The 22,620-nt window shown below is 64.1% G+C and carries 23 protein-coding genes; 9 read left to right on the top strand and 14 right to left on the bottom strand.

Translation table 11 applies throughout. The features are described from left to right. Nucleotides 1-83 precede the first annotated feature (83 nt). From EN862_RS21120 to EN862_RS21110, 3 genes are all read right to left on the bottom strand, one after another. Nucleotides 84-677, bottom strand: coding sequence for a hypothetical protein (locus EN862_RS21120; protein WP_245519660.1), 594 nt, complete (start codon nt 675-677; stop codon nt 84-86). 104 nt (nt 678-781) lie between these two features. Then, complete coding sequence (gene glyA / locus EN862_RS21115; protein ID WP_127867831.1) at nt 782-2,095, bottom strand: serine hydroxymethyltransferase; 1,314 nt, start codon at nt 2,093-2,095, stop codon at nt 782-784. Nucleotides 2,096-2,220: 125 nt separating this feature from the next. Then, complete coding sequence (locus tag EN862_RS21110) at nt 2,221-3,861, bottom strand: Na+/H+ antiporter (RefSeq protein ID WP_127867830.1); 1,641 nt, start codon at nt 3,859-3,861, stop codon at nt 2,221-2,223. 537 nt (nt 3,862-4,398) lie between these two features. Between EN862_RS21110 and EN862_RS37420 the strand changes: the two genes are divergently transcribed. Further along, complete coding sequence (locus EN862_RS37420) at nt 4,399-5,124, top strand: LuxR C-terminal-related transcriptional regulator (protein ID WP_281035858.1); 726 nt, start codon at nt 4,399-4,401, stop codon at nt 5,122-5,124. A 162-nt stretch (nt 5,125-5,286) separates the two neighbouring features. Here the strand turns inward: EN862_RS37420 and EN862_RS21100 are convergent, their stop codons facing one another. From EN862_RS21100 to EN862_RS21080, 5 genes are all read right to left on the bottom strand, one after another. Further along, nucleotides 5,287-6,540 (bottom strand): L,D-transpeptidase family protein, encoded by a 1,254-nt coding sequence (locus EN862_RS21100; RefSeq protein ID WP_127867828.1) that lies wholly within the window; start codon nt 6,538-6,540, stop codon nt 5,287-5,289. A 461-nt stretch (nt 6,541-7,001) separates the two neighbouring features. Next, a complete protein-coding gene (locus EN862_RS21095) occupies nt 7,002-7,517 on the bottom strand; it encodes a MarR family winged helix-turn-helix transcriptional regulator (RefSeq protein ID WP_040983294.1) in 516 nt (171 codons plus the stop codon). 251 nt (nt 7,518-7,768) lie between these two features. After that, nucleotides 7,769-8,191: a DUF6163 family protein gene (locus tag EN862_RS21090; RefSeq protein WP_127867827.1), complete on the bottom strand. Its 423-nt coding sequence runs from the start codon at nt 8,189-8,191 to the stop codon at nt 7,769-7,771. After that, complete coding sequence (locus EN862_RS21085) at nt 8,188-9,231, bottom strand: enoyl-CoA hydratase/isomerase family protein (RefSeq protein WP_127867826.1); 1,044 nt, start codon at nt 9,229-9,231, stop codon at nt 8,188-8,190. Before EN862_RS21085 ends, EN862_RS21090 begins: the two co-directional genes overlap by 4 nt. 110 nt (nt 9,232-9,341) lie before the next feature. Beyond that, nucleotides 9,342-9,890 (bottom strand): isoprenylcysteine carboxylmethyltransferase family protein, encoded by a 549-nt coding sequence (locus tag EN862_RS21080; protein WP_127867825.1) that lies wholly within the window; start codon nt 9,888-9,890, stop codon nt 9,342-9,344. Nucleotides 9,891-9,980: 90 nt separating this feature from the next. On the opposite strand from EN862_RS21080, the gene EN862_RS21075 reads away from it, so the two are divergent. Both EN862_RS21075 and hemB read left to right on the top strand, forming a co-directional pair. Further along, complete coding sequence (locus EN862_RS21075; protein ID WP_127867824.1) at nt 9,981-10,802, top strand: DUF2066 domain-containing protein; 822 nt, start codon at nt 9,981-9,983, stop codon at nt 10,800-10,802. A gap of 265 nt (nt 10,803-11,067) precedes the next feature. Continuing rightward, nucleotides 11,068-12,099 (top strand): porphobilinogen synthase, encoded by a 1,032-nt coding sequence (hemB, locus tag EN862_RS21070; protein ID WP_127867823.1) that lies wholly within the window; start codon nt 11,068-11,070, stop codon nt 12,097-12,099. Between the two features lie 36 nt (nt 12,100-12,135). Here the strand turns inward: hemB and EN862_RS21065 are convergent, their stop codons facing one another. Continuing rightward, nucleotides 12,136-12,834 (bottom strand): glutathione S-transferase, encoded by a 699-nt coding sequence (locus EN862_RS21065; protein ID WP_127867822.1) that lies wholly within the window; start codon nt 12,832-12,834, stop codon nt 12,136-12,138. Between the two features lie 108 nt (nt 12,835-12,942). On the opposite strand from EN862_RS21065, the gene phaZ reads away from it, so the two are divergent. Beyond that, a complete protein-coding gene (phaZ, locus tag EN862_RS21060) occupies nt 12,943-14,151 on the top strand; it encodes a polyhydroxyalkanoate depolymerase (protein ID WP_127867821.1) in 1,209 nt (402 codons plus the stop codon). Nucleotides 14,152-14,329: 178 nt separating this feature from the next. Then, entirely contained in the window at nt 14,330-14,974 is a 645-nt protein-coding gene (locus EN862_RS21055) for a dihydrofolate reductase family protein (RefSeq protein ID WP_127867820.1), read from the top strand. 207 nt (nt 14,975-15,181) lie between these two features. On the opposite strand, the gene ppk2 is transcribed toward EN862_RS21055, so the two are convergent. Beyond that, nucleotides 15,182-16,102 carry a polyphosphate kinase 2 gene (ppk2, locus tag EN862_RS21050; protein WP_127867819.1) on the bottom strand — a complete coding sequence of 307 codons (921 nt, stop codon included), beginning with the start codon at nt 16,100-16,102 and terminating at the stop codon, nt 15,182-15,184. A gap of 266 nt (nt 16,103-16,368) precedes the next feature. Here ppk2 and EN862_RS21045 point away from each other — a divergent pair, with 266 nt between their 5' ends. Then, on the top strand, nt 16,369-17,412 hold the full coding sequence (locus tag EN862_RS21045; RefSeq protein ID WP_127867818.1) for an aldo/keto reductase: 1,044 nt from the start codon (nt 16,369-16,371) through the stop codon (nt 17,410-17,412). Nucleotides 17,413-17,422: 10 nt separating this feature from the next. Here EN862_RS21045 and EN862_RS21040 read toward each other — a convergent pair whose 3' ends face one another. Both EN862_RS21040 and EN862_RS21035 read right to left on the bottom strand, forming a co-directional pair. Beyond that, nucleotides 17,423-18,394, bottom strand: coding sequence for a glycosyl transferase family 90 (locus EN862_RS21040; RefSeq protein ID WP_127867817.1), 972 nt, complete (start codon nt 18,392-18,394; stop codon nt 17,423-17,425). Between the two features lie 123 nt (nt 18,395-18,517). Continuing rightward, the gene (locus tag EN862_RS21035; RefSeq protein ID WP_127867816.1) at nt 18,518-19,183 is read right to left on the bottom strand and encodes a GntR family transcriptional regulator; all 666 of its coding nucleotides are present in this window, start codon (nt 19,181-19,183) and stop codon (nt 18,518-18,520) included. Between the two features lie 119 nt (nt 19,184-19,302). Between EN862_RS21035 and EN862_RS21030 the strand changes: the two genes are divergently transcribed. Both EN862_RS21030 and EN862_RS21025 read left to right on the top strand, forming a co-directional pair. Further along, on the top strand, nt 19,303-20,550 hold the full coding sequence (locus EN862_RS21030; protein WP_127867815.1) for an MFS transporter: 1,248 nt from the start codon (nt 19,303-19,305) through the stop codon (nt 20,548-20,550). Between the two features lie 36 nt (nt 20,551-20,586). Then, nucleotides 20,587-20,961 carry a DUF423 domain-containing protein gene (locus EN862_RS21025; RefSeq protein ID WP_127867814.1) on the top strand — a complete coding sequence of 125 codons (375 nt, stop codon included), beginning with the start codon at nt 20,587-20,589 and terminating at the stop codon, nt 20,959-20,961. A gap of 14 nt (nt 20,962-20,975) precedes the next feature. On the opposite strand, the gene EN862_RS36280 is transcribed toward EN862_RS21025, so the two are convergent. Further along, nucleotides 20,976-21,116 (bottom strand): hypothetical protein, encoded by a 141-nt coding sequence (locus EN862_RS36280; RefSeq protein ID WP_189401385.1) that lies wholly within the window; start codon nt 21,114-21,116, stop codon nt 20,976-20,978. Between the two features lie 56 nt (nt 21,117-21,172). Next, nucleotides 21,173-21,316 carry a hypothetical protein gene (locus tag EN862_RS36275; protein ID WP_189401267.1) on the bottom strand — a complete coding sequence of 48 codons (144 nt, stop codon included), beginning with the start codon at nt 21,314-21,316 and terminating at the stop codon, nt 21,173-21,175. A gap of 175 nt (nt 21,317-21,491) precedes the next feature. On the opposite strand from EN862_RS36275, the gene EN862_RS21020 reads away from it, so the two are divergent. Further along, nucleotides 21,492-22,571: a LacI family DNA-binding transcriptional regulator gene (locus EN862_RS21020; protein ID WP_127867813.1), complete on the top strand. Its 1,080-nt coding sequence runs from the start codon at nt 21,492-21,494 to the stop codon at nt 22,569-22,571. The last annotated feature ends 49 nt before the right edge of the window (nt 22,572-22,620 follow it).

Raw genomic sequence — 22,620 nt, 5'->3', positions numbered from 1 at the left:
AGGCTTAGAGCCTTTTATGCCTCAGAGATAGCGAGGCATGAGCAAGATTGCCAGCGCCTGCGCCCCCTGCCCGCCGGCAAGCGTCAGGGCGCGACGTCCTTGGTCGAAAACCCGCAGGACGTGCCGAGATTGCGATAGGCCTTGGTGAAGCCGTCCATCGGAATGCTGGTGACCTGCTGTTTGCCGAAGGTCACATCGAGCGAGGTAACCTTGCGCATGGCGCGCAACAGGGCGAGGCTGGTCTTGGCCTGGTTGTCGACCATCCAGCTGGGACGACCGCCCGCTGCCGCGTTGGAGCTGACGGTCGCGGTGACCTTCACGCCAGGATCGCCGAAAGTCGCGGCGATCTTGTCGCCGGTCGGCAGCGTCTTGTTGTCGATGATGAACATGATGGCCGGATAGGCGTCCGGCGGCAGCGCGTCGCCGGTCGAGATCGACAGCGTCAGGGAGCCGGCGTTGCCGTTGCCATCGACGAAGGCCGTCGAGGCGGCGCAGGTCTTGTGCGCATCCTGCCCTGTGTCGAGCGTGTCGATGATGGTGGTCCACCTGCCGAAGGTGTTTGTGACCGGCATGTCGGAGGCAGGCTGCGTCTGCTCCTGCGCAACCGCGCCGGACAGGACGAAAACGGTCAGCGAGCCGGACAAGGCCAGGGCGGCAAGATGGAAAGCGCGCATCATCAAATCTCCAGTAAGCTGCGCCGCCCGATCAAGGAGCGGCGCGAAGCGCGAGGATAAAAGATGACGCGCGGCGCCCGGTCAACCGAGGGCTGACAGCCGAAGGATCAACCGAGATAGGGGTAGAGCGGGAAGCGGTCGGTCAGCGCCGTGACCTTGGCCTTCACCGCGGCCTCGACCGCCGCATTGCCTTCGTCGGAATTCGCCACCTTCAGACCGTCCAGCACCTCGGCGATCAGCTTGCCGATCTCGCGGAATTCGGCCTGGCCGAAGCCGCGCGTGGTGCCGGCCGGCGTGCCGAGACGCACGCCCGAGGTCACGAACGGCTTTTCCGGGTCAAACGGAATGCCGTTCTTGTTGCAGGTGATATTGGCGCGGCCGAGCGCTGCCTCCGCGCGCTTGCCGGTGGCGTTCTTCGGACGCAGGTCGACCAGCATCAGATGGTTGTCGGTGCCGCCCGAGACGATGTCGAGGCCGGTCTCCTGCAGGCTGGACGCCAATGCCTTGGCGTTGGCGACGATGCTTTCGGCATAGGCCTTGAAGCTCGGCTTCAGCGCTTCGCCGAGCGCCACCGCCTTGGCGGCAATGACATGCATCAGCGGGCCGCCCTGCAGGCCCGGGAACACCGCCGAATTCATCTTCTTGGCGATGTCCTCGTCGTTGCAGAGGATCATGCCGCCGCGCGGGCCGCGCAGCGATTTGTGGGTCGTCGTGGTCACGACATGGGCATAGGGCAGCGGCGACGGATGCATGCCGCCCGCGACCAGGCCAGCGATATGCGCCATGTCGACCATCAGATAGGCGCCGATCGAATCGGCGATCTCGCGGAAACGCTTCCAGTCCCAGATGCGCGAATAGGCGGTGCCGCCGGCCAGGATAAGCTTCGGCTTGGTCTCATGCGCAGTCTTTTCTATGGCGTCCATGTCGAGCAGATGATCGTCCTTGCGCACGCCATAGGAGACGACCTTGAACCATTTGCCGCTCATATTGACCGGCGAGCCGTGGGTGAGATGGCCGCCCGAATTCAGATCGAGGCCCATGAAGGTGTCGCCGGGCTGCAGCAGGGCCAGGAACACCGCCTGGTTCATCTGGCTGCCCGAATTCGGCTGGACGTTGGCGAAGTTGCAGCCGAACAGCTTCTTCGCGCGCTCGATGGCCAGTTCCTCGGCCACGTCGACGAACTGGCAGCCGCCATAGTAGCGCTTGCCCGGATAGCCCTCGGCATATTTGTTGGTCATGATCGAGCCCTGCGCTTCGAGCACGGCGCGCGACACGATGTTTTCCGACGCGATCAGCTCGATCTCATGGCGCTGGCGACCGAGCTCGTTGCGGATGGCGCCGAAGATTTCCGGATCGGCGTCGGCAAGCGTGGTCTCGAAGAAGGATTCGAATTTGCTGGAGGCTGCCGCTGCATTTGACATGGCTTGCTTTCCCTTGGGGCCGGAGGTCTGCGAGGTCGCCGCGCATTAACACAGTTGTTTTCGGGCCGCCACGTTTGCGGCGCGAAATTTGCTGGCCGGTTTGCGCCAAGACAGTGCACCCGGCTCTAATCCCGCGGTTCACGGCCCTTCAGGATCGCTTCGGAGAAGGTGATCTCGGTGAACAGCTTGCGCGCCGTATGGTCGTTGATGTCGCCGCGGCGAAGCATCGCCTGCAGCTCGGCGCGCTCGGCCTCGATTCCCGCCAGCCTGAGCTCCAGCTCGATCAGCCCGGATTCGCGGGCCTCGGCGCGCGCTTCATCGGCGCCGTAGGAGAGCGAGATGCGGCGCCGGTAGATGGACGCGACGCTCTCGGCGATGGCGAGCTTCATCTCAGCCGCCTCTCCTTCACTGCCGTCGCTGGCCAGGCCTTCGATCCTGGCGATGGCCGCGTTGGCGGCGCCGACCCGGGCCCTGCGCTCTTCGGCCGCGCCCGGATGCTTGCCCGGTTCGACGAGGCCGCGCGCGACCGCCGGCAAAGCAAGGCTGGCAATCGCCAGCGAGCAGATGATGACGCCGGCGGCGAGGAAGATCGCGAGGTCGCGCGCTGGAAAGGGCGTGCCGTCCTGCAAGGTAAGCGGCAGCGACAGGATGCCGGCAAGCGTCACGGCGCCGCGCACGCCGGCGATCGAGCCGGCGAGCCTGACGCGAAAACCAAAGGGCTCGGCTTTGCGCTTGCCGAACCGCGCGGCAAGCACGGCGCCGATATCGCCGATCCAGATCCAGGCGAAGCGCAGGCCGATCAGGCAGAGCGTGAGCAACAGCACGGTCAATGCTGGCTCGAACAGCCAGTGCCGGGCGGTCAGTTCCGGTGGCACCTTGCTGATGATGTCCGGCAGCTGCAGGCCAAGCAGGATGAAGAGCGAGCCGTTGAACATGAAGATCAGCATCGACCAGAGCGAGATCGTCTGGATGCGCGCCGAGACTGCCATGTGGCGGACGATGCCGGAATATCCTGTCAAAAGCCCGGCCGTCACCGCCGCCAGGATGCCTGACGCGCCCAAATGCTCGGCGATCAGATAGGCGACGAAGGGCAGCAGCACCATGACCAGCACCTGCGCTTCGGCCGGCGTGCTGGTGATGCGGCTAAGGATCTGCAACGACTTCGCGGCAATAAACAGCGCCGCGATGCCGGCGAGAATGCCGATCGCCACAGCCAGGAGGAAACTCAGCGATGCCGCGGCAAACGAAAAGCTGCCGGTCAGCGCCGCCGCCACCGTGAACCGGAACATCACCAGGCCGGAGGCGTCGTTGAGCAGCGACTCGCCTTCCAATATGTGCATCAGCCGCGCCGGGACGAGATTGCGGTCGACGATCGAGGACACCGCGACAGCATCGGTCGGCGACAGCACGGCGGCGAGCGCGAAGGCGACAACCAGCGGGATGCTCGGCACCAGCCAGTGCAAGGCGTAACCGAAACCGACGATGGTGAAGAAGACCAGCCCGATCGCAAGGTCGAGGATCGGACCGCGCAGGGCGATCAGCTCACGCTTCGGTGCTGAGAAGGCGTCGCCGAACAGAAGCGGCGGGATGAACACCAGCAGAAAAAGCTCCGGATCGATCTCGACATGCAGGCCGCTCGCCGGCCAAGCAAGGGCGGCGCCGATCGCGATCTGCAGCACCGGCAGCGGCACGCGCACCAGCCGAACCAGCGCGCCCGAAACGGTCACGAAGGCGAGCACGACGAGGATGAAGACGGCGACGTCCATGGCGCGATTCCAGCGGTTCTGCCGACCATGGGCAATTGGATGCGCGCCGTCCAGCAACGGCTTTGCGACCGGCGAGGCAATGTGGATTTCGAAGCGGCCATAGAAGATTTGAGTAAGCCGAAGATGCGCCCCGACGGCCCCACGCCTGCTCTTTCGCCGCGGTCGCGGCGTTTGGTCGAGAGCGTCCCCCAATGTCGGGGCGCATCCGGCGGCGAGCGATATCCGGAGCGCCAGCCAAATTCGAAAAAACCGGCCGGCACCCGGCGTCAGCACAAGGCTGCTAAGGGGCGCCGGGTGGCCGGCCGCCACGCCAAGGCCCTGGAATCAGCGCGGCAAATGCAGAAGAGGACGCCGGATCCGCACTCTTTCGCCGGAAGTGCGCGGGTGGCTGGCGCCGCACCTTTCCTGATAAGCGAGAGGCCAACTCCATCAACCCCTCGAAAGCGCCGGGTTGACAGGCGAAGCGCGCCTGCCCTTGCGGCACGGAACGGCCCGTGCGATCCTGCGTTGCGGGTGGGATTAGAACTGGGGCGAGCGATGCTGTCACGATTGATGACGCATGTGGCGGCGGCGTATGCGGCGCCTACAGCCGAAGACGCCAGCGTGGCCTTCTTCGCGGCAATGGAAGATTTCGGCGCCTCTTATCTGCAGACAAGGCTCTACCGGCGGCCGGCGGCGATCCTGACGTCGGCCAGCCACTGGGCGGCCGGCGGCTTCATCACCAGGCTGGCGCCAGTCGATTGGCCCGGCAGCCCAGCCTTCGATTATATCTGCTTCGAGTGCAACCCGCTGCTCGGCGCGATCCGCGAGAACCGCACCAGCTACCGGTTCAGCGATTTCGCGCCGCACGACGATGCCCAATACGGCGCCTATTGGGAAGCGCTGAGCGAAGCCAACATCGACGACGCGCTCTGCGCCACCTCCTACGGGGCGGATGGCGTGATCGCCTCGCTGCATCTGGGCTTTCGCAGGCGGGATTTTGGCCCGGACGAGCGCTTCGCCGTCCATATGGCGGGCCTTGCGCTGACGGAAAGGCTGATGAGCCTGACCTCGCCGCCGCCGACCACTGTCGTCAGGCTAACGCGGCGCGAACGCGACAGCCTGGCGCTGGTCGCCGAGGGCAAGACCGACTGGGAAATCTCGGTGATCCTCGGCATCGCCGAGGCCACGGTGCGTTTCCATGTCGACAATGCCAGACGCAAGCTCGGCGCCGTCAACCGCGCGCAAGCGGTGGCGCGGCTGGTAAACCAGCGGCTTATCTAAAGCAATTCCAGGAAAAGTGTCAGCGGTTTTCCGTCAGGAATTGCGTCAAACAAGGAGATAAAGCGTTTCGCCGTTTTCCGTGAAACGGTGAAACGCTTTAGTCAGCATTTCCCAACAAAAAGGCCGCTACGAGAGCGGCCTTTTTTGTTCAAGATCAGATGCTTACTGAGCCGAGCTGATCTGCAGCTCCTGGGCGCCGTCGAGGCCGTAGATGTCATCGCGGAACTGCACGACGCCCGGCGCGGTCGACCATGCCGACAGATAGAGGAAGTGGACCGGCACCGGATTGACGACCTGGATCGGCGTGTTCTCGCCGGTCTTGATTGCCGCCTCGAAATGCTGACGGTCCCAGCCGGGCGTGTCGCGCAGGATCCAGGTGACGAGGTCGCGCACATTCTGGACGCGCACGCAACCGGAGGAATCGAAGCGCATCAGCTTGCCGAACAGGCTCTGCTGCGGCGTGTCGTGCATGTAGACGCCGTCCGGGCTCGGGAAATTGATCTTGACCGAGGCCATGGCGTTGTTGCTGCCCGGATCCTGGCGGAAGCGGTATTTCTCGGCATCGTCCGTCGACCAGTCGATGGTCATCGGATCGACCTCGCTGCCGTCCGGCGCGAACAGGCGGATATGGCTGTCCTTGAGGTAGTTCGGATCCTTCCGCATCAGCGGAATGATGTCCTTGCGCACGATCGAGACCGGCGCGTTCCAGTACGGATTGACGATAATCTCGTTGATCTTCGAGTTCACGATCGGCGTCTGGCGATCGATCTTGCCGACGATTGCCGTGTGGCGAAGCACCACGCGGTCGTTCTCGACCGCTTCGATCTGCGCGCCCGGAATGTCGACCAGCACGTAGCGATCGCCGAGCGTGCCGGCCTTCTCCTTCAGGCGCTGCAGGTTGGTCTGCAGCTGGCCGAGGCGGATCTGCGCCGAGACATTCATAGCGGTATAGGTGTACTTGCCCATGGCGCCGTCGGCCGGCAGCCCGTGGCGAAGCTGGAAACGCTTGACCGCGGAGTCGACATAGGAATCGAAAGCCGTCGAAATGCCGGCGCTCTGCGGCAGGTCGCCCGAGACCATCAGGCGCTTGCGCAGTGGAACGACATCCGGATCGTCGACGCCGAGCTGCAGTTTCTTGGTCGCCGGAACCTGTTCCCAGCCGCCTTGGGCGACGATGTTCTGGTACTGCGCGACAGCCTGCTCGGTGAAGGCCACCGTCTGCTGGCTGAAGATCGGCAGCGTCGAGGCGACCTTGTTGGTGTCGTTGCCGCGGGCGTCGAACTGGTCGTCCCAGTTGCCGCGCGTCGAGGATTTCAGGATGTCCCCGATCACATCCTGCGCGCTGGCCTGGCCGGCGACTACGGCGGCGGCGAGCACGGAGGCTCCGGTAAGGAAGAAACGGCGGCTGGTTCTCATGGCAGACATTCTTTGTTTGATCGCTCTCGCTCAATCGCTTGCCGGGCGGCTTTGTCCACACTCTAGGGTCGGCAAACTTAACAATTCGCCAACCATGACCCCGCTTCACCGGCCGCCAGAAACGCGCTGCCGCCACGCAGGTTCCAAGGAGCGCGGGGCATAGGCCCGCAGCATCATCCACATTTCGCATTGCCCGCGATTATGGCGGCAACGTGGCCTTGGCCCGCGATTTGCATATGGCGAGAAGGTGAAAGAAATGGGGGCGATGCTTTTTTGCATCGCAGCGACGCCAGCGCGCCCTCGCGAAGTCTGCGCCCCTCCCCGTCAGGCACAGAGCTTCAACTCGCGCGGAGCTACGGTCAAATTCCCGTGGCTGGCGCCTTCGGACCGGCGCACCGGCCCCATATTCTTCCCCCGGCCGCGCTTCTTCGGCGCGGCTTCCCTGTCCTAATTCGTAGCGCTTACATCCGGTAAGCGATCGTGTCGTTCCAGAAGCGGTCGAGGCGCTGCAGTGCGCGGTTCATCTGCTTGAACTCGTCGGTATTGATGCCGCCGACCGCTTCGATCGAGCCGACATGGCGCTCGTAGAGGCCGGCGACGACGTCGGCCACCTCGTTGCCCTTCGGCGTCAGCGAGACGCGGACCGAACGGCGGTCGATGCGCGAGCGCTGGTGGTTGATGAAGCCGAGGTCGACCAGCTTCTTCAGATTGTAGGAGACGTTCGAGCCGAGATAGTAGCCGCGCGAACGCAGCTCGCCGGCGGTCAGCTCCGAATTGCCGATGTTGAAGAGCAGCAGCGCCTGGATGGCGTTGATATCGGAACGGCCGTTGCGGTCGAACTCGTCCTTGATCACGTCAAGCAGACGGCGGTGCAGACGCTCCACCAGCTGCAGCGATTCCATGTACAGCGAGCGGATAGCCTCGCGGCGATCGTCGGATACGTTTGCGGTCTTCGCCGCCGGACGCGAATTGATCATTGTCTTTGCCTCTCGTTTGTCGCCTTGGTGATTTTTTGTTTTTCACCTTGATCGCGACACTATCGAATACTCATAAAATTCGACTTAAACGCCAGGGCTAACAAGAGCTTACCGGTAAGAGGTTTCGGAAGACGCTTAACGATCGGTCACCCGAGCAAGAACAATTAACCTAAAGATTTAGCCAATGGTTTTTGGGCGGAACGAGGCCGCAAAATCGGCCCTGGACAGATAGGGCACGATGCCGCGTCGGCCTATTGCCGGAGTTGGCGCTTCTGCAGCCAGATGGTGACGCGGAAGACGATGTAGAGCAAGGCCACGCAGGCATGCGAGATCACGATCAGCATCCGGTGGCCGAAGAGGTTCGGGAAGCCGGCATACATCACCGTCTCGGTCACCGCACAGATGAACCAGATCACCGGCCCCCAGGACGCCAGCATCCAAAGACCTGCCGCGGCGAAAGGGAAAAAGACGGCAAGCGTGGCCGCCGCCACCTGCCAGTGCACCGGCATCAGGTCGAAGCGCCACAATTCGCCTGGATAAATGCCGATCAGGCGGATCCAGTAGAGGATGCCGAACAAGAGGCAGTAGCCGGCGATCACACGCTGGAACCAGGCGAAGATGACCTCGGTGGTCGAGGGCTGCAGCACCACGCGCCTGGAGGTGACCTCGCTCACAGCACGAGCTCCTGGTCTCCGAGTGGCGCGAAATAGGCGTCGATATCGGCGGCGCTGACCTCATCCAGGCTCGCCGGCCGCCAGGCGGGCGTCGAGCCCTTGTCGATGATGGCGGCGCGGATGCCTTCGTAGAAATCATGGCCGGCCAACATGCGGTTCAGGATGCGGAACTCCATCTTCATGCATTCGTCCATCGACAGCGTCGATCCAGCGCTGATCTGGCGCCAGGCGATGTTGAGGCTGGTCGGCGAGCGGGTCTTCAGCGTCGCCAGCGTCTTTGCGGCAAAAGCATCGTCGGCCCCTGCCCGCTCCAGACTGTCGATGATGCCGGCGAGCGAAGATTGCGAAAAGTGGCGCGCGATCGCCTCCAGGTCCTGCCGCTCGGTCTCGCGTCTGGCCGGCACGAAGAAATCGCGCAGCTCCGCATTGGCGTCGCCGCTCGCCGCCAGCTCGTCGAGCAGGCCCGCCTGGTCCTCGGCCTTGATGGTGTGGGTGGCGAGCCCGGACCATAGCGCGTCGCCATAGCGGATGCGGTTTCCGGTCAACCCGAGATACATGCCGAACGAACCGCCGAGATCCGGCAGCAAATGGCTGCCGCCAACATCGGGGAAGAAGCCGATGCCGACCTCGGGCATGGCGAACTGCGCATTCTCGGTCAGCACGCGATGCGAGCCATGGAAAGAGATGCCGACGCCGCCGCCCATGACGATGCCGTCGATCAGCGCGACATAGGGTTTCTTGAAGCGCGCGATGCGGGCGTTCAACCGGTACTCGTCGGCGAAGAAGTCGACAGGCGGCCTGCCGGCGCGGCCGGCCTCGTAGATGTGCAGGATATCGCCGCCGGCGGAAAACGCCCTGCCCTCGGCCTTGACCACGACGACCCCGATGCCCGGATCCTGTTCCCAGGCGTCGAGCGCCTTGCCGAGCGCCTTGACCATGTTGTGCGTGACTGCGTTGAGCGCCTTCGGCCGGGTCAATGTGACCACGCCCGCCCTGCCCAGCCGCTCGAAGCGGATCTCGTCGCCTCCGCCAAAATCCATCGTCAGAGAATCCTCCCCCGCGCCTGCGGGAGGTGAAGTGCTAAGCGGCGACCGGGCCAACGTCAATTGTCGAGTACCGAGGACAGGCCGCGCCTCTTGCGGCGGGCAGACTACCAGACGAACGGGATAAGCGCGTTCGTGCGGCGCGCATAATCTGGGAACTCGTCGGGGAATTGCCGCGCCAAAAGCCGATCCTCGGCACCCACCCTCCAGATGAAAATCGTCCCAAGCAGGATCAACAGAAAGACGAAGGGGCCGCCGGCCGCGATCGCCGAGCCGATACAGGCGAGCAGGCCGCCGGTGTACATGGGATGACGCAGGCGACTGTATGGACCGGACCTTACCAGCTCATGCTCCTGCTTGGCCGAAACGGTTTGACTCCAGTTGCGGCCGAGAGCCTGCCGCGCCCAGACCAGCAGCGCCATGCCCGCGACGGTGATCGCGGCGCCGATGCCGCCCAGGACCGTGCTGACGGGTGCGAAATTGACTAAGTCGAAAATCGGCAGCCGCGGCAGCAGGAAGGCGGCGATGATGGCAAATATCAAGCCGAAGCTCTGCAAAAGATGCGGTTCGGTGTCCCGCTTCACGCCAATTGCCTGAACGGTCAGGAAGATGATCAGCATGAGCCAGGCGGCATAGATGAACCAGATGAAGGCCATGCCCTGCTCCTTCGGTTAGCCGGCAATCCGCCTTGGCCACCGCGCGCGCCCGGTGCTAGAAAATGGGCATCTTGAACCGGACGGCAAGCCATGCCCGGATTTTCTCGCCTCGCGGCCATGGTGATCGGCATGATCGCCATCTGTTTCGTCTGTCGCCCCGTCATCGCCGCGACGCCCGCCGAGCTTTACCAGGCGCAAACGATCGTCACCGGCACCGGAGACGTGAACCGGCAGATCGGCTTCAAGGATTGTCTCGACAAGGTGCTGGTCAAGGTCTCCGGCGATCCGCGGCTGACGCAGAAGACGGAGATGCTGGCGCTGCGCGAGAAGGCTGCCGATTTCGTCCAGTCCTTCCGCTACCATGACCGGCTCGAGGGCATCCCGATCCATGACGAGCAAGGCACGCATGACCGGCCGCACGACCTGACCTGCCTCTACAAGCCGGCCGTCGTCGACAGGCTGCTCGCGCAGCTCGGCAGCAGGCCCTGGCCCGGCGAGCGGCCGCCGATCGCCGTCTTCATGACCGCCGAGCAGGGCGCGCGGCAATTCGTGCTGACGCAAGAGGATCAGCGCGGCAACGCGATGCGCGAATCCTTCGCCAATGCGGCCGGTCCGCTGCTGATGCGCGTCACCTTTCCAAAGGCCGGGCAGCTTGGTGGCCTCGATGAGAAGGCGCTTTCGGAGGCGGACATCGCAAGGCTCGACAGATTGGCGAAGAAAGCAGGAGCGGCTCGGGCGCTCGCCGGCAGCATCGTGTGGAGCGACAAGGAACTCGGCTGGATCGCCGACTGGCGGCTTGCCGATCGCGGCAAGACCTTTCGCTGGCAGGTGCGCGGCGTCAGCTTCGACGAGGCGTTTCGAGTGGCGATGAGGGGCGCGGCGCAGATTTTGTCAGGGCACGGGCAGCCGTGACGGCGTTTCCTCGCCCCACGAAAGTGGGGAGAGGTGGCTCGGCGAAGCCGAGACGGAGAGGGGAACGCCGGCTCCGTCGGCAAAGGCCCTCGTATTGGAAGACCTTCCGCCCTACGAAGGCCCCCTCTCCGTCCGCTTCGCGGACACCTCTCCCCGCCTTTGGCGGGTTGCGAGGAACTCGCGGCTCTGCCGCTGGCACTATCGTGTCGCATTGGTCAGCGGCTAAGACGCGTGGTAAAAGCCGGCGCAAAAGAGAGTTTCGGCCATGAACAAATTCACCCCCGCAAAGCCTGCCGGTGCGCGCAGCGTCGACGAGATCACCGGCAGCCGGCGGCTCAGGCGCATGCGCAAGGCCGACTGGTCGCGCCGGCTGGTGCAGGAGAACCAGCTTTCGGTCAACGACCTGATCTGGCCGATCTTCGTCGTCGACGGCAAGAACATACGCGAGCCGATCGCCGCCATGCCGGACGTCTATCGCCTCTCCATCGACCTCGCGGTGAAGGAAGCGGAGCGCGCGGCCAAGCTCGGCATTCCGGCGATCGCCACCTTCCCCAATATCGAGCTTGCGCTGCGCGACCAGACGGGATCGCACATCCTCGACCCGGACAATATCATTAACCGCACGACCCGCGCCATCAAGGACGCGGTGCCGGAGATCGGCATCATCACCGACGCCGCGCTCGACCCCTTCACCAGCCACGGCCATGACGGCATCCTGCGCGACGGCATCATCGTCAATGACGAAACGGTGGAGCAGGTCGCGGCCGCGGCCGTCATCCAGGCCGCCGCCGGCGCCGACATCATCGCGCCGTCCGACATGATGGACGGCCGCATCGGCGCCATCCGCGACGCGCTCGACGCCAACGGTTTCCAGGACGTGGCGATCATGTCCTATGCGACGAAGTTCGCTTCGGCCTTCTACGGCCCCTATCGCGAGGCGGTCGGCACCGCCGGCCTGCTCAAGGGCGACAAGAAGACCTATTACATCGACCACGCAAATTCCGACGAGGCGGTTCGCGAAGCCGAGCAGGACCTCGCCGAAGGCGCCGACATGCTGATAGTGAAACCCGGCTTGCCCTATCTCGACATCATCCGCCGGCTGAAGGACGAGCTGCGGATGCCGACCTTCGCCTATCAGGTGTCCGGCGAATATTCGATGATCAAGGCGGCCGCCGCCAATGGCTGGATCGACGGCGAGAAGGCGATGCTGGAATCGCTGCTTTCGCTGAAGCGCGCCGGCTGCGACGGCGTGCTGACCTATTTCGCGCCAACCGTGGCGGAGATGCTGAAGGGGTAAGCCGCGGAACCGGCAAGCAGCGGCGCTGACCTGCCGTCAGAATTCCACCTCTAGCTCGACGATCTCCTCCGGCTCGGCGAGCGCGCCTTCGGTCCATTCCCGCATCAGCGGCCAGGCGAAAACCGTCTCGCAGAACGCGGCGAGCGGCGCTTCGAGGTCAACCGCGTAGGTGCGGAAGCGGGTGCTGACCGGAGCATACATGGCGTCGGCCATGGTGGGCCATGCCCCGAACAGCCACGGTCCACCATAGGTCGCCAGGCATTCCGACCAGATCGCCTTGATCCGCTCCACATCGGGCCGCGCGCCGGAAAAGATCTTGAAGCTCTTGTGCCTCGCCTTGAGGTTCATCGGCAGTGCCGAGCGCAGATTGTGGAAACCCGAATGCATTTCGCCCGACACCGCGCGGCAATGGGCGCGCGCCACGCGCTCGGCTGGCAGCAGGCCGGCGCGCGGCATCGTCTCCGCAAGGTATTCGGCGATGGCCAGCGTATCCCATACGGTAACGCCGTCATGCGTCAGCCGCGGCACCAACACCGATGGCGACAGGAGCAGCAATTCCTGCCGCTGCTCCGGATCATCGATGTCGACGCGCTTCTCCTCGAACTCCAGACCGGCCATGCGGCACAGCAGCCAGCCGCGCAGAGACCAGGACGAGTAGTTCTTCGACGAGATCGTCAACGTCGCCTTCGTCGCGCTTTCCGGCTTCGCCGCCTTCGCCTTCCCCGCCTTGGCCATGTCGTAAAACCTCCAAGCCTTTCGCCGGCAACAATCCTCTCGCAATGCAAAATAAATTGCACTAGCTTTTTTGCGCTGCACGATGGGCTGTCAGCGGAACGAGGCGCAATGCTTTACCAGGCCTACCAGCTCCAGGACGACCTCATAGCTCCGGCGCGCATGCTTGCCGAGCTGATGGGCTCGGCGACGGGCGGGATGGCGCTCGGCGACGCCGCCAAACGGCGCATCGCGGCCGGGTTGGAGATGATCGCCCGTTTCAGGCTCACCCATACGCGCCCGGATTTCGGCATCGCGACTGTCAGGGTCGGTAACCGCGAGGTGCCGGTCGCCGTCGAAACGGTGCTCGCCCTGCCCTTCGGCAAGCTGCTGCGTTTTGCCAAGGACATCGACGCCCGCCAGCCGAAGGTCATGGTGGTCGCGCCCTTGTCGGGACATTTCTCGACGCTGCTGCGCGGCACGGTGGAGACGCTGCTCGCCGACCACGAGGTCTATGTCACCGACTGGGCCAATGCCCGCGACGTGCCGCTTTCGGCCGGCAGCTTCGGCGTGGACGACTATGTCGACTACCTCATCCGTTTTCTGGAGGCGATCGGCCCGGGGGCGCATATCCTGGCGGTCTGCCAGCCCTGCGTCCAGGCGCTCGCCGCCGTCGCCATCATGTCCGAGGACAGGCATCCGGCGACGCCGCGCTCGATGACGCTGATGGCCGGGCCGATCGACCCGCGCGAAAGCCCGACCGAGGTCAACGAATTCGCCGTCAGCAAGTCGCTGGCCTGGTTCCAGAGCTACGTCATCTCTCATGTGCCCTTCCGTCACCCTGGCGGCGGGCGGCGGGTGTATCCGGGCTTCCTGCAGCTCGCCGCCTTCATGGCCATGAACAGCGACCGCCACGTCACGGCTCATCGCAAGCTCCAGGAGCATCTGGCGGCCGGCGAGACCGCCGAAGCCGATAAGATCAAGACTTTCTACGACGAGTATTTCGCGGTGCTCGACCTCACCGAGGAATTCTATCTCGAGACCATCGACCGGGTGTTCCAGAAGGCGGAGCTTGCCACAGGCGCGTTCACCTTCCGCGGCAGCAAGGTCGATCCCGGCGCGATCCGCAACACGGCGCTGCTCACCGTCGAGGGCGGACGCGACGACATATGCGCGCTGGGCCAGACCTCGGCGGCGCATGATCTGTGCCGCTCGCTGCGCCCACATCTGAAGCGGCATCACCTGCAGGCCAATGTCGGCCACTACGGCGTCTTCAACGGCAAGCGCTGGGAACGCGAAATCTATCCCGTGGTGCGCAACCTCATCCTGGCGATGGAATAGCGGGACACGCGCGGACGCGCGAACCGGCGCCGTGGCCGCCCGCTTCCTCTTTAGTCAAATCCACAAGCCGGGAATCGTGCCGCCGAGCGCGATGCCGCTGCCCATCCGCTTGCAATTCGCAATCGGTCAAGCTATCAGTTGACCGCTTGCAAATCACAACTGGGTCAGGAGGCCAATGATGTCCAAGCTGCGCGTCAACGCTTTCACCTTGTCGCTGGACGGTTACGGCGCCGGCCCCGACCAGAGCCTCGCCAACCCGCTCGGCGTGGGTGGCGAAAATCTGCACAAATGGATGATCAAGACCCGCTCGTTCCACCAAATGATCGGCAAGGAAGGTGGGACAACGGATACCGATGACGACTTTGCCGTGCGCAGCTTCGAGAATGTCGGCGCCTGGATCCTCGGTCGCAACATGTTCGCGCCGAGCCGCGGCCCGTGGCCGGACGACAACTGGAAGGGCTGGTGGGGTCCCAACCCGCCCTATCACGTGCCGACCTTTATTTTGACGCATCACAAGCGCGCGCCGATCGAGATGGAAGGCGGGACGACTTTCTATTTCGTCACCGACGGCATCCATTCGGCGCTCGACCAGGCGAAGGCGGCCGCCGACGGCAGGGATGTGCGCGTCGGCGGCGGCGTCTCGACCGTCCGGCAGTATCTGCAGGAGAGCTTGATCGACGAGATGCATCTGGCTGTCTCGCCGCTCCTGCTCGGGTCGGGCGAGCATCTGTTCGCCGGGCTCGACATGCTGAAGCTGGCCTACCGCTGCACCGGACAGGTGGCGACAGCCGATGCGACGCATGTGATGATTGGACGGGCGTGATTACAGCTCTTTCTCCCCGTCACTATACGGGGAGAAATGCCCGGCAGGGCAATGAGGGGCAGCGCTGCCGGTCGGAGATTGGCGACAAGCTGCCTATGGGCGTTTGGGCCTGCGCCGCGGATTGGCGCTCAATCGCCTGCGTCGGCGCTGCCCCTCATCCGCCCTTCGGGCACCTTCTCCCCGTGGAACGGGGAGAAGGAAAGCGCCTCAATACTTCTGCGGCACGTAGAGCTCGCGCGGCAGCACCTGGCGCTCGTAGTCCGGGTTGAAGACACGCTCCGGCAGCGTGATCTCCTCGTGCGGCACCTCTTCATACGGCATCTGCTGCAACAGATGGTCGATGCAGTTCAGCCGCGCGCGCTTTTTGTCGTTGCCCTCGACGATGAACCAGGGCGCCTCCTTGATGTTGGTGCGGGCAAAAGTCTCTTCCTTGGCCTTGGTGTATTGCTCCCAGCGCACCCGCGACTGCAGGTCCATCGGCGACAGCTTCCACTGCTTCATCGGATCGTGGATGCGCATCAAAAAGCGCATCTGCTGTTCCTCGTCGGTGATCGAGAACCAGTATTTGACCAGAGTGATGCCGGACCGGACCAGCATGCGTTCGAATTCCGGCACGTCGTGGAAGAACTCCTCGACCTGATTTTGGTCGGCGAAACCCATGACCCGCTCGACGCCGGAGCGATTGTACCAGGATCGGTCGAACAGCACGATCTCGCCGCCGGCGGGGAGATGCGGCACGTAGCGCTGGAAGTACCATTGCGACTTTTCGCGTTCGGTCGGCGCCGGCAACGCCACCACGCGGGCGATGCGTGGGTTGAGGCGCTGCGTGATGCGCTTGATGACGCCGCCCTTGCCGGCGGAGTCGCGGCCCTCGAAGATCACCACCAGCTTCTTCTTGTGGTAGGCGACCCAGGACTGCAGCTTGATCAGTTCGGACTGGAGCCTCAGCAGCTCGCGAAAGTAGGTCATCCGCTCGATGGAAGGCGGATGCGACTTCTTGTAGATCTTGGCGATCTCGAGCGAGAGCGCCGGTTCGGAAATCTCCAGCTCGTAGTCCTCGTCGAGCGTGTCCTCGAGCTCGGCTTCCAGCCAGTCCTTCGCCCCGGAATTCGGTTTGAGTTCGTTCATCGCGCAGCTCCGTCGCCTGTCGGCCCATCATCGCTTCGGAATGCGCCGCGGCTCCGGCCGGGCACGCCACTCCGTAAGCCGACTGAGATACAGAGGCGCAATGACGGTTTTATTGCAAGGCGACCTCAGCCGGGCATCGATAGAAGATATGTGATCGGCCCGTATCGATAGCGGGGCGACAAACCGCTCGATTTGTCCTACAAATCCTCTCGCCTCTTTGCGATGCCCCCGCGGCGCCTCTTCAAACAAAATTGCGAGGATCAGACATGGAATACCGCACCCTTGGCCGTTCCGGCCTCAAGGTTTCGACGCTGACGCTTGGCACCATGACCTTCGGGGGCACGGGCCCGTTCGCCGCCGTCGGCAATTCCGATCTTGCGGAGGCCAAACGCATCATCGATACCTGCATCGATGCCGGCATCAACCTCATCGACACGGCAAACGTCTATTCCAACGGGCTGTCGGAGGAGATCATCGGCGAGGCGCTCGGCGGCAAGCGCAAGAACGATGTGCTGATCGCGTCCAAGGCGCGCATGCGCATCGGCAGCGGCCCCAACGACGAGGGCCTGTCGCGGCACCATCTGATCCGCGAGTGCGAAAAGAGCCTGAAGCGGCTCAAGACCGATGTCATCGACGTCTATTTTGTCCATCAGTGGGACGGGCTCACGCCGGTCGAGGAGACGATCGCGGCGCTCGACACTTTGGTCAACCAGGGCAAGATCCGCTATATCGGCTGCTCCAACTGGTCGGGCTGGCAGGTGATGAAGGCTCTTGCCGTCAGCGACAGCCGACATCAGGCCCGTTTCGTCACCCAGCAGATCCATTACACGCTGGAAGCGCGCGAGGCCGAGTATGAATTGCTGCCGATCTCGGTCGACCAGGGCGTCGGCGTGCTGGTCTGGAGTCCGCTGGCGGGCGGCCTGCTCTCCGGCAAATATCATCGCGACAGCCCGACCGCGCGCCAGCTCGGCGGCTGGAAGGAACCGCCGATCCGCGACGGGGACCGCCTGTGGCGCATCGTCGACGTGCTCAACGAGATCGGCAGGGCGCGTGGCATCTCAGGGGCGCAGCTGGCGCTGGCCTGGCTGCTCGGTCGTCCGGCCGTAAGCTCCCTGGTGATCGGCGCCCGCAACGAGACGCAGCTCAAGGACAATCTGGCCGCGGCAAGCCTTTCGCTCACGGAAGACGAGCGGCAGCGCCTTGATGCGGTCAGCCGGCCGCCGGTGCTTTACCCCTACTGGCACCAGCAGTTCACGGCCAGGGACCGTTTCGGGCCGGCCGACAAGGTGCTCGACCGCTCCCACGCCTAGGGCTTCGCGCTCAGCCGGCGATAAAGCGCCAGACTTCCGCGTCTGGTTTGATCTGCCCGCTCAGCACGAAATACTTGTAGAGGACGAGCAGCGAGATCGCCTGCTCGTCCTGCTCATTGTCGAATTTGCGGCAATAGGCATTGGCCGCGGCGGTTATCCGTTCCGCCTCGGCCGGGTGTTTCTCGAAATAAGCCACCTTGTCGATAAGGTCGGAGAAATCCTGCTCGAGCGGCACGTAATGGACATTGGGCTTGACCTTGGCTTCCGCAAACCAGGTTTCGTAGGTCGGTTTCGGCATCAGGCAGAGCGAATTGGAGCTCATGATCCATTTCAGGTTCGTCGCCACGTCATTGCCTTCGAGCGAGACGATGTAGCGATAGCGCCGCTGCTGCTCGATATTCAGGAACGGCTTGCGGTATCCGTCCGGCGCATCGGCCCTGTGGGATCCCGCATCGCAGATCGGCAGGTCGGCGGCCTTTTCCACGAAGCGGGTGCGGATCGGATTGTTGAGATGACCGCGCCACACCACCATCGGGCGCTTGGCCGCGAAAGGCAGGCTGTCGGGCGGCATGTAGAAGTGGCGGAACTTGTTCAGCTTCATCAGCACGCCATTGGCGTTGTCGTCGCCGATGGGCCGGTCCTTGACGATCCTCGGAATCTCCGGGACGCCAACGACATCGCCGAATTCGAAATCGATCAGAAGGCTGGGATCGAAGTAGCGGGCGAATTCCTTGAGGTCGTAATAATACATGCTGGAAGCGGTCGGCAGCTTGCCGACAGCCACGGCGTCCGGACTGGGCGAGAACGGCTGTTCCAGCTTGTTGTAGTAGTTCAGCCGCTCGCGAACCGCCTTGCCTGAAAGCCTGGCCTGATCGAGCCGGCCGGCCAGGCGATCGCGAAACAGCGATTGCGGTGCGCGGTCACGCGCGAAATTGCGCGCATAGTAGAACAGCTTCGAGGCGGTTCGAGAGAGTGTGGCCATGTGTCCGAGAATTCAGCGAGGTGGTCAGTGGTAGTCGGCCTTCATCCCCCTGACCTCCTACAGCATTCTCCCGGCCATGTTGCAAGCCCGCGAGTACTGCTGACGGTGCATGTATGTTCAGCCTCAAGCCGCGACCACCGCAAATCCGCGTGCGCGCAAACCGCGCCGGTCGTCATGCAAGGAGGTGACCAGCCGGTCGCGGCTGCCGGCGATGTGAGCGGAAAGCAGCCGCGCCGCTTCTTCGGCATCGCCGCTCCTGACAGCGGCGAGGATGGCGTGATGTTCGGCCCAGGCTCGGCCGAGCGCCGCTTCATCGCGCACTTCCAGCCAGCGTGCCCGAGACAGCCTCGTCATCGCATCGCGTACGGCCCTCAATAGGAACTCGTTGCCGGAAAGCCTTGCCAGCTCGATGTGGAAATCCATGCCGACGCGATGCCACTCTTCGCGCGGCGTCTCCGCGTCGCAGGAATCAAGCATAGCGGCGATCACGTCGATACCGCTGCGGTCTTCAAGCGCCGCCGTCAGGCGGACCGCCGCGACTTCGACCGCCTCGCGGTAGACAGCGATCTGGCCGAGTTCTGCGAGGTTGATCGGCGCCACCATCCAGCCGCGGCCGTCGCGGCTGATCAGCCCTTCCGTCTCCAGGCGCAGCAGCGCTGCGCGCACCGGCGTGCGCGAGGCGCCGAAACGGGTCTCGATCCAGCGCTCGGTCAGCCTTTCGCCCGGGCCGATCTCCAGGCCGAGGATCATTTCGCGAAGCTGCCTTTCGACATTTTGCATCTGCGACATTTGTCGTCCCGCTTTTTCAAAGCCGCATTGACAGCGGCAAGCTTGAGGTTCATGACGGATACCGGCTTGGTATACCAAAATGGTATCCACGACAATCCGGATCATCCGGCAGGCATGACATGAGCGAGAAACCTTCCGAACAGGGCGGCTACAACATCCATTGGCGGCGCAACCTTGCCGTCTGTTTCGCCGGCTCATTCAGCACACTGATCGCCATGACGCTGCTTCTTCCGTTCCTGCCGCTTTATGTCGAGCAGCTCGGCGCCGAGGGCCACGCGGCAATCGTGCAGTGGTCGGGCATCGCCTATGGCGCCACCTTCTTCGCGGCGGCGCTGGTCGCGCCCTTGTGGGGGCGGCTGGGCGACCGTTACGGCCGCAAGCTGATGCTGGTGCGCGCGTCTTTCGGCATGGCGATCTGCATGTCGCTGACCGGCATGGTGCAGAGCGTGTGGCAACTGGTGCTGCTTCGGCTGCTGATCGGCTTTGCCGGCGGTTATTCGTCGGGTTCCACGATCCTGGTGGCGATGCAGACGCCGAAGGAGCGTTCGGGCTGGGCGCTGGGCGTGCTCGCGGCGGGCATCACCGCCGGCTCGCTGGTCGGACCGTTGCTCGGCGGCCTGCTGCCGCCGCTGATCGGCATCCGGGCGACCTTCCTGCTGTCGGGCGCCGTCATCTTCCTGGCGTTCCTGGCAACGACTTTCCTGATCAAGGAGAACCCGCCGGCGCCCAAGACGGTCTCGGCGGCGAAACCGAAAAGCGGCTGGTCGCAGATCCCCGACAAGCGGCCGATCGTCGCCATGCTGGCCACGGGCATGCTGCTCGCCTTCGCCACCATGTCGATCGAGCCGATCATCACCGTCTACGTGCAGCAACTCGTCGAGGACCAGAGCAAGGTGACCATGGTCGCCGGCGTCGTCATGTCGGCGGCCGCGCTCGGCACAATCCTGTCGTCGTCCTGGCTGGGCAAGCTCGCCGACCGCGTCGGCCACTGGAACGTCGTGGTCGGCGCCCTTGCCGTCTCGGCCTTGCTGCTCATTCCGCAAGCCTTCGTCACCAATGGCTGGCAGTTGATCGGGCTGCGCTTCCTGATGGGCCTGGCGCTCGGCGGTCTCTTGCCCTGCATCACCAGCGTCATCCGCCACAACATCCCGGATGGCGTCGGCGGCAACGTGCTTGGCCTGGCGATCTCGGCGCAATATGTCGGCCAGGTCGCAGGGCCGCTGTCGGGCGGCTTCGTCGGCGGGCATTTCGGCATGCGCTCGGTGTTTCTGGGCACAGCGGTGCTGATGGCGCTGGGTGCTGCCTACAACTGGATTGTCCAGTCGCGCCGGGCGCGGCGTATGCTGCTGAAGGCCGGAGAGTCCTGATCGGCCTTCCGCCCAACCGCCATGGAGCATTCAAAGATGAGCCTCACCGGGCAAGCATCGGACAGCAGGAGCCGCGTCCTCGTGCTGTCCGCAGGCCTCGTCGGCGCGGCGGGCGTGGCGCTGTCGGCGGCGGCCGCACATCGCGGCGGCGCCTTTACCGGCACTGCCGCCAATTTCCTGCTGATGCATGCTCCGGCTTTTCTTGCCATCGGCCTAGCCGGCGGCAACCGTTGCCTCAGGGTCGCCAGCCTTGCGCTGCTTGCCGGCCTGCTGCTGTTCTGCGGCGATCTGCTCGCCCGCGACTTTCTCGGTTCGCGGCTGTTTCCGATGTCGGCCCCGATCGGCGGCACCCTTTTGATCGCCGGCTGGGTGGCGATCGCCGTGTCGGCGCTGTGGCGCCCGCGGCCATAGACTATTTCCGGCGACTACTTCCCGCCGGTACGCCGCTTACGCTTGCGCGCGGGCGGTTCGCCGGCGCGGCGCCGTTCGGGCTGCTCGGCTCCGGGCGTGATACCCCAGTAGTTGCGATAAATGTCCTGAAACAGGTGGCCGATCGGATGCATCATCGTCTCTCCTTCATTTTGAATCGATCCAATCCATGGATGCAAAAAATGGCTGCGGCTCAGCCGCGCTTGCGCTCCAGAAGGAAGCGCGGTTCCCGGCGCCAGGGACCCATTCTGCCACGCCGCTTCTCGCTAGCGGCGGCCGAGGCAATGGCCCAATCGTTACGGTAGATGTCCTCGAACAAATAGCTCATCGGATGCATGGCACCCTCCTACTGAAAGCCGCTTCATCACGAGAATGAAGCTTGGATCGATTCAAATCATAGGCCTCCATCGTATGTCGTCAAGCGAAATTTGAATCGATACAACAAAAATGTTAGATGACCAGCGACAATTCAGCGGTCATGGTCGTCCCGTGACCGGATTCGGAGGAACGACATGGCTTCACTCCTCGAAGGCCAGGCAAGGCCGATCAGGCTGGCGGACATCGCCAGAGCCGCCGGCGTCTCGCATGGCACGGCCTCCAATGTTTTCAGCCGTCCCGAGATCGTGCGCGCCGAAGTGCGCGAGCGGGTCAAGGCGGTGGCGGAGCAGATGGGCTATGCCGGTCCGGATCCGAAAGGCCGGCTGCTGCGCGCCGGCAAGGTCAACGCCATCGGCGTCGCCACCACCGAGCCCCTCTCCTACTTCTTCGACGATCCGTTCGCGCGCGTCATGATGGCCGGCATTTCCGAAGCCTGCGACGCCACCGGCGCGGGCATCGCGCTGGTGTCGGCCGCCAACCAGGAGAAGCTTGCCTGGAACATCCAGAGCGCGCTTGTCGACGGCTTCATCCTGTTCTGCATCGAAGGCGGCTCGCGCCTTGTCGACCTGACGCGCGAGCGAAGGCTGCCCTTCGTGGCATTGGAGCTCGGCTTCCAGGACGAGACCGTCTCAGCCATCGGCGTCGACAATGTCGCCGGCGCGCGGCTCGCGGCGCGCCATCTCGCCGAGCTTGGCCATCGCCGGTTCGCGGTGCTGTCGCTGGCCTTCGCCGACAACCGCACAGGCTTCGCCACGCCGGAAATCGTGCGCGGCGCGCTCTACACCGGAACACGCGATCGCCTTGCCGGCTATTTCGAGGAGCTTGCCCGCTTCGGCGTCGATACGACGAAAATTCCGGTCTACGAGACCGAGAATGAGGAAAAAAGCACCAGAGCCGCCCTCGAGGCGATCTTCGCCAAGGATGAAACGCCGACGGCCATCCTGGCGATGTCGGACCGCATGGCCCTGATCGCGATCGACTGGCTGACCGCGCGGGGCCTCAAGGTGCCGCAGGACGTCTCGATCGTCGGTTTCGACGGCGTGCCGGACGGCGCGCTGTGCACGCCCGCGCTGACCACGATTGCCCAGCCGATCACCGAGATCGGCCGCCGCGCCGCGCGCATGATCCTCGATCATGACGGCGCGGTGCGGCGCGAGACGATGGGCGTCGAGCTGATCGTTAGAGCCTCGACCGGCCTAGCCCCGAAAGTCTGAGCAAGCTCAGGCGATCCGCACGCAAGTCCACCGGGTGCTTTTCCCGGCT

Origin of the sequence: Mesorhizobium sp. M2E.F.Ca.ET.219.01.1.1, from assembly GCF_004016445.2 — a bacterium.
Classification (GTDB): Bacteria; Pseudomonadota; Alphaproteobacteria; order Rhizobiales; family Rhizobiaceae; genus Mesorhizobium.
The sequence above is the reverse complement of the archived record's forward strand: the minus strand, read 5'-3'. Positions and strand labels throughout refer to the sequence as shown.

What these genes read in the sequence shown, in the direction of transcription:
- EN862_RS21100 (WP_127867828.1), bottom strand. Translation starts at nt 6,540, where the DNA reads ATGAGAACCAGCCGCCGTTTCTTCCTTACCGGAGCCTCCGTGCTCGCC.
- EN862_RS21085 (WP_127867826.1), bottom strand. Translation starts at nt 9,231, where the DNA reads ATGGATTTTGGCGGAGGCGACGAGATCCGCTTCGAGCGGCTGGGCAGG.
- EN862_RS21035 (WP_127867816.1), bottom strand. Translation starts at nt 19,183, where the DNA reads ATGTCGCAGATGCAAAATGTCGAAAGGCAGCTTCGCGAAATGATCCTC.
- EN862_RS21040 (WP_127867817.1), bottom strand. Translation starts at nt 18,394, where the DNA reads ATGGCCACACTCTCTCGAACCGCCTCGAAGCTGTTCTACTATGCGCGC.
- ppk2 (WP_127867819.1), bottom strand. Translation starts at nt 16,102, where the DNA reads ATGAACGAACTCAAACCGAATTCCGGGGCGAAGGACTGGCTGGAAGCC.
- EN862_RS21045 (WP_127867818.1), top strand. Translation starts at nt 16,369, where the DNA reads ATGGAATACCGCACCCTTGGCCGTTCCGGCCTCAAGGTTTCGACGCTG.
- EN862_RS21020 (WP_127867813.1), top strand. Translation starts at nt 21,492, where the DNA reads ATGGCTTCACTCCTCGAAGGCCAGGCAAGGCCGATCAGGCTGGCGGAC.
- phaZ (WP_127867821.1), top strand. Translation starts at nt 12,943, where the DNA reads ATGCTTTACCAGGCCTACCAGCTCCAGGACGACCTCATAGCTCCGGCG.
- EN862_RS21055 (WP_127867820.1), top strand. Translation starts at nt 14,330, where the DNA reads ATGTCCAAGCTGCGCGTCAACGCTTTCACCTTGTCGCTGGACGGTTAC.
- EN862_RS21030 (WP_127867815.1), top strand. Translation starts at nt 19,303, where the DNA reads ATGAGCGAGAAACCTTCCGAACAGGGCGGCTACAACATCCATTGGCGG.
- EN862_RS36280 (WP_189401385.1), bottom strand. Translation starts at nt 21,116, where the DNA reads ATGATGCATCCGATCGGCCACCTGTTTCAGGACATTTATCGCAACTAC.
- glyA (WP_127867831.1), bottom strand. Translation starts at nt 2,095, where the DNA reads ATGTCAAATGCAGCGGCAGCCTCCAGCAAATTCGAATCCTTCTTCGAG.
- hemB (WP_127867823.1), top strand. Translation starts at nt 11,068, where the DNA reads ATGAACAAATTCACCCCCGCAAAGCCTGCCGGTGCGCGCAGCGTCGAC.
- EN862_RS21095 (WP_040983294.1), bottom strand. Translation starts at nt 7,517, where the DNA reads ATGATCAATTCGCGTCCGGCGGCGAAGACCGCAAACGTATCCGACGAT.
- EN862_RS21120 (WP_245519660.1), bottom strand. Translation starts at nt 677, where the DNA reads ATGATGCGCGCTTTCCATCTTGCCGCCCTGGCCTTGTCCGGCTCGCTG.
- EN862_RS21110 (WP_127867830.1), bottom strand. Translation starts at nt 3,861, where the DNA reads ATGGACGTCGCCGTCTTCATCCTCGTCGTGCTCGCCTTCGTGACCGTT.
- EN862_RS21075 (WP_127867824.1), top strand. Translation starts at nt 9,981, where the DNA reads ATGCCCGGATTTTCTCGCCTCGCGGCCATGGTGATCGGCATGATCGCC.
- EN862_RS36275 (WP_189401267.1), bottom strand. Translation starts at nt 21,316, where the DNA reads ATGCATCCGATGAGCTATTTGTTCGAGGACATCTACCGTAACGATTGG.
- EN862_RS21065 (WP_127867822.1), bottom strand. Translation starts at nt 12,834, where the DNA reads ATGGCCAAGGCGGGGAAGGCGAAGGCGGCGAAGCCGGAAAGCGCGACG.
- EN862_RS21025 (WP_127867814.1), top strand. Translation starts at nt 20,587, where the DNA reads ATGAGCCTCACCGGGCAAGCATCGGACAGCAGGAGCCGCGTCCTCGTG.
- EN862_RS37420 (WP_281035858.1), top strand. Translation starts at nt 4,399, where the DNA reads ATGCTGTCACGATTGATGACGCATGTGGCGGCGGCGTATGCGGCGCCT.
- EN862_RS21080 (WP_127867825.1), bottom strand. Translation starts at nt 9,890, where the DNA reads ATGGCCTTCATCTGGTTCATCTATGCCGCCTGGCTCATGCTGATCATC.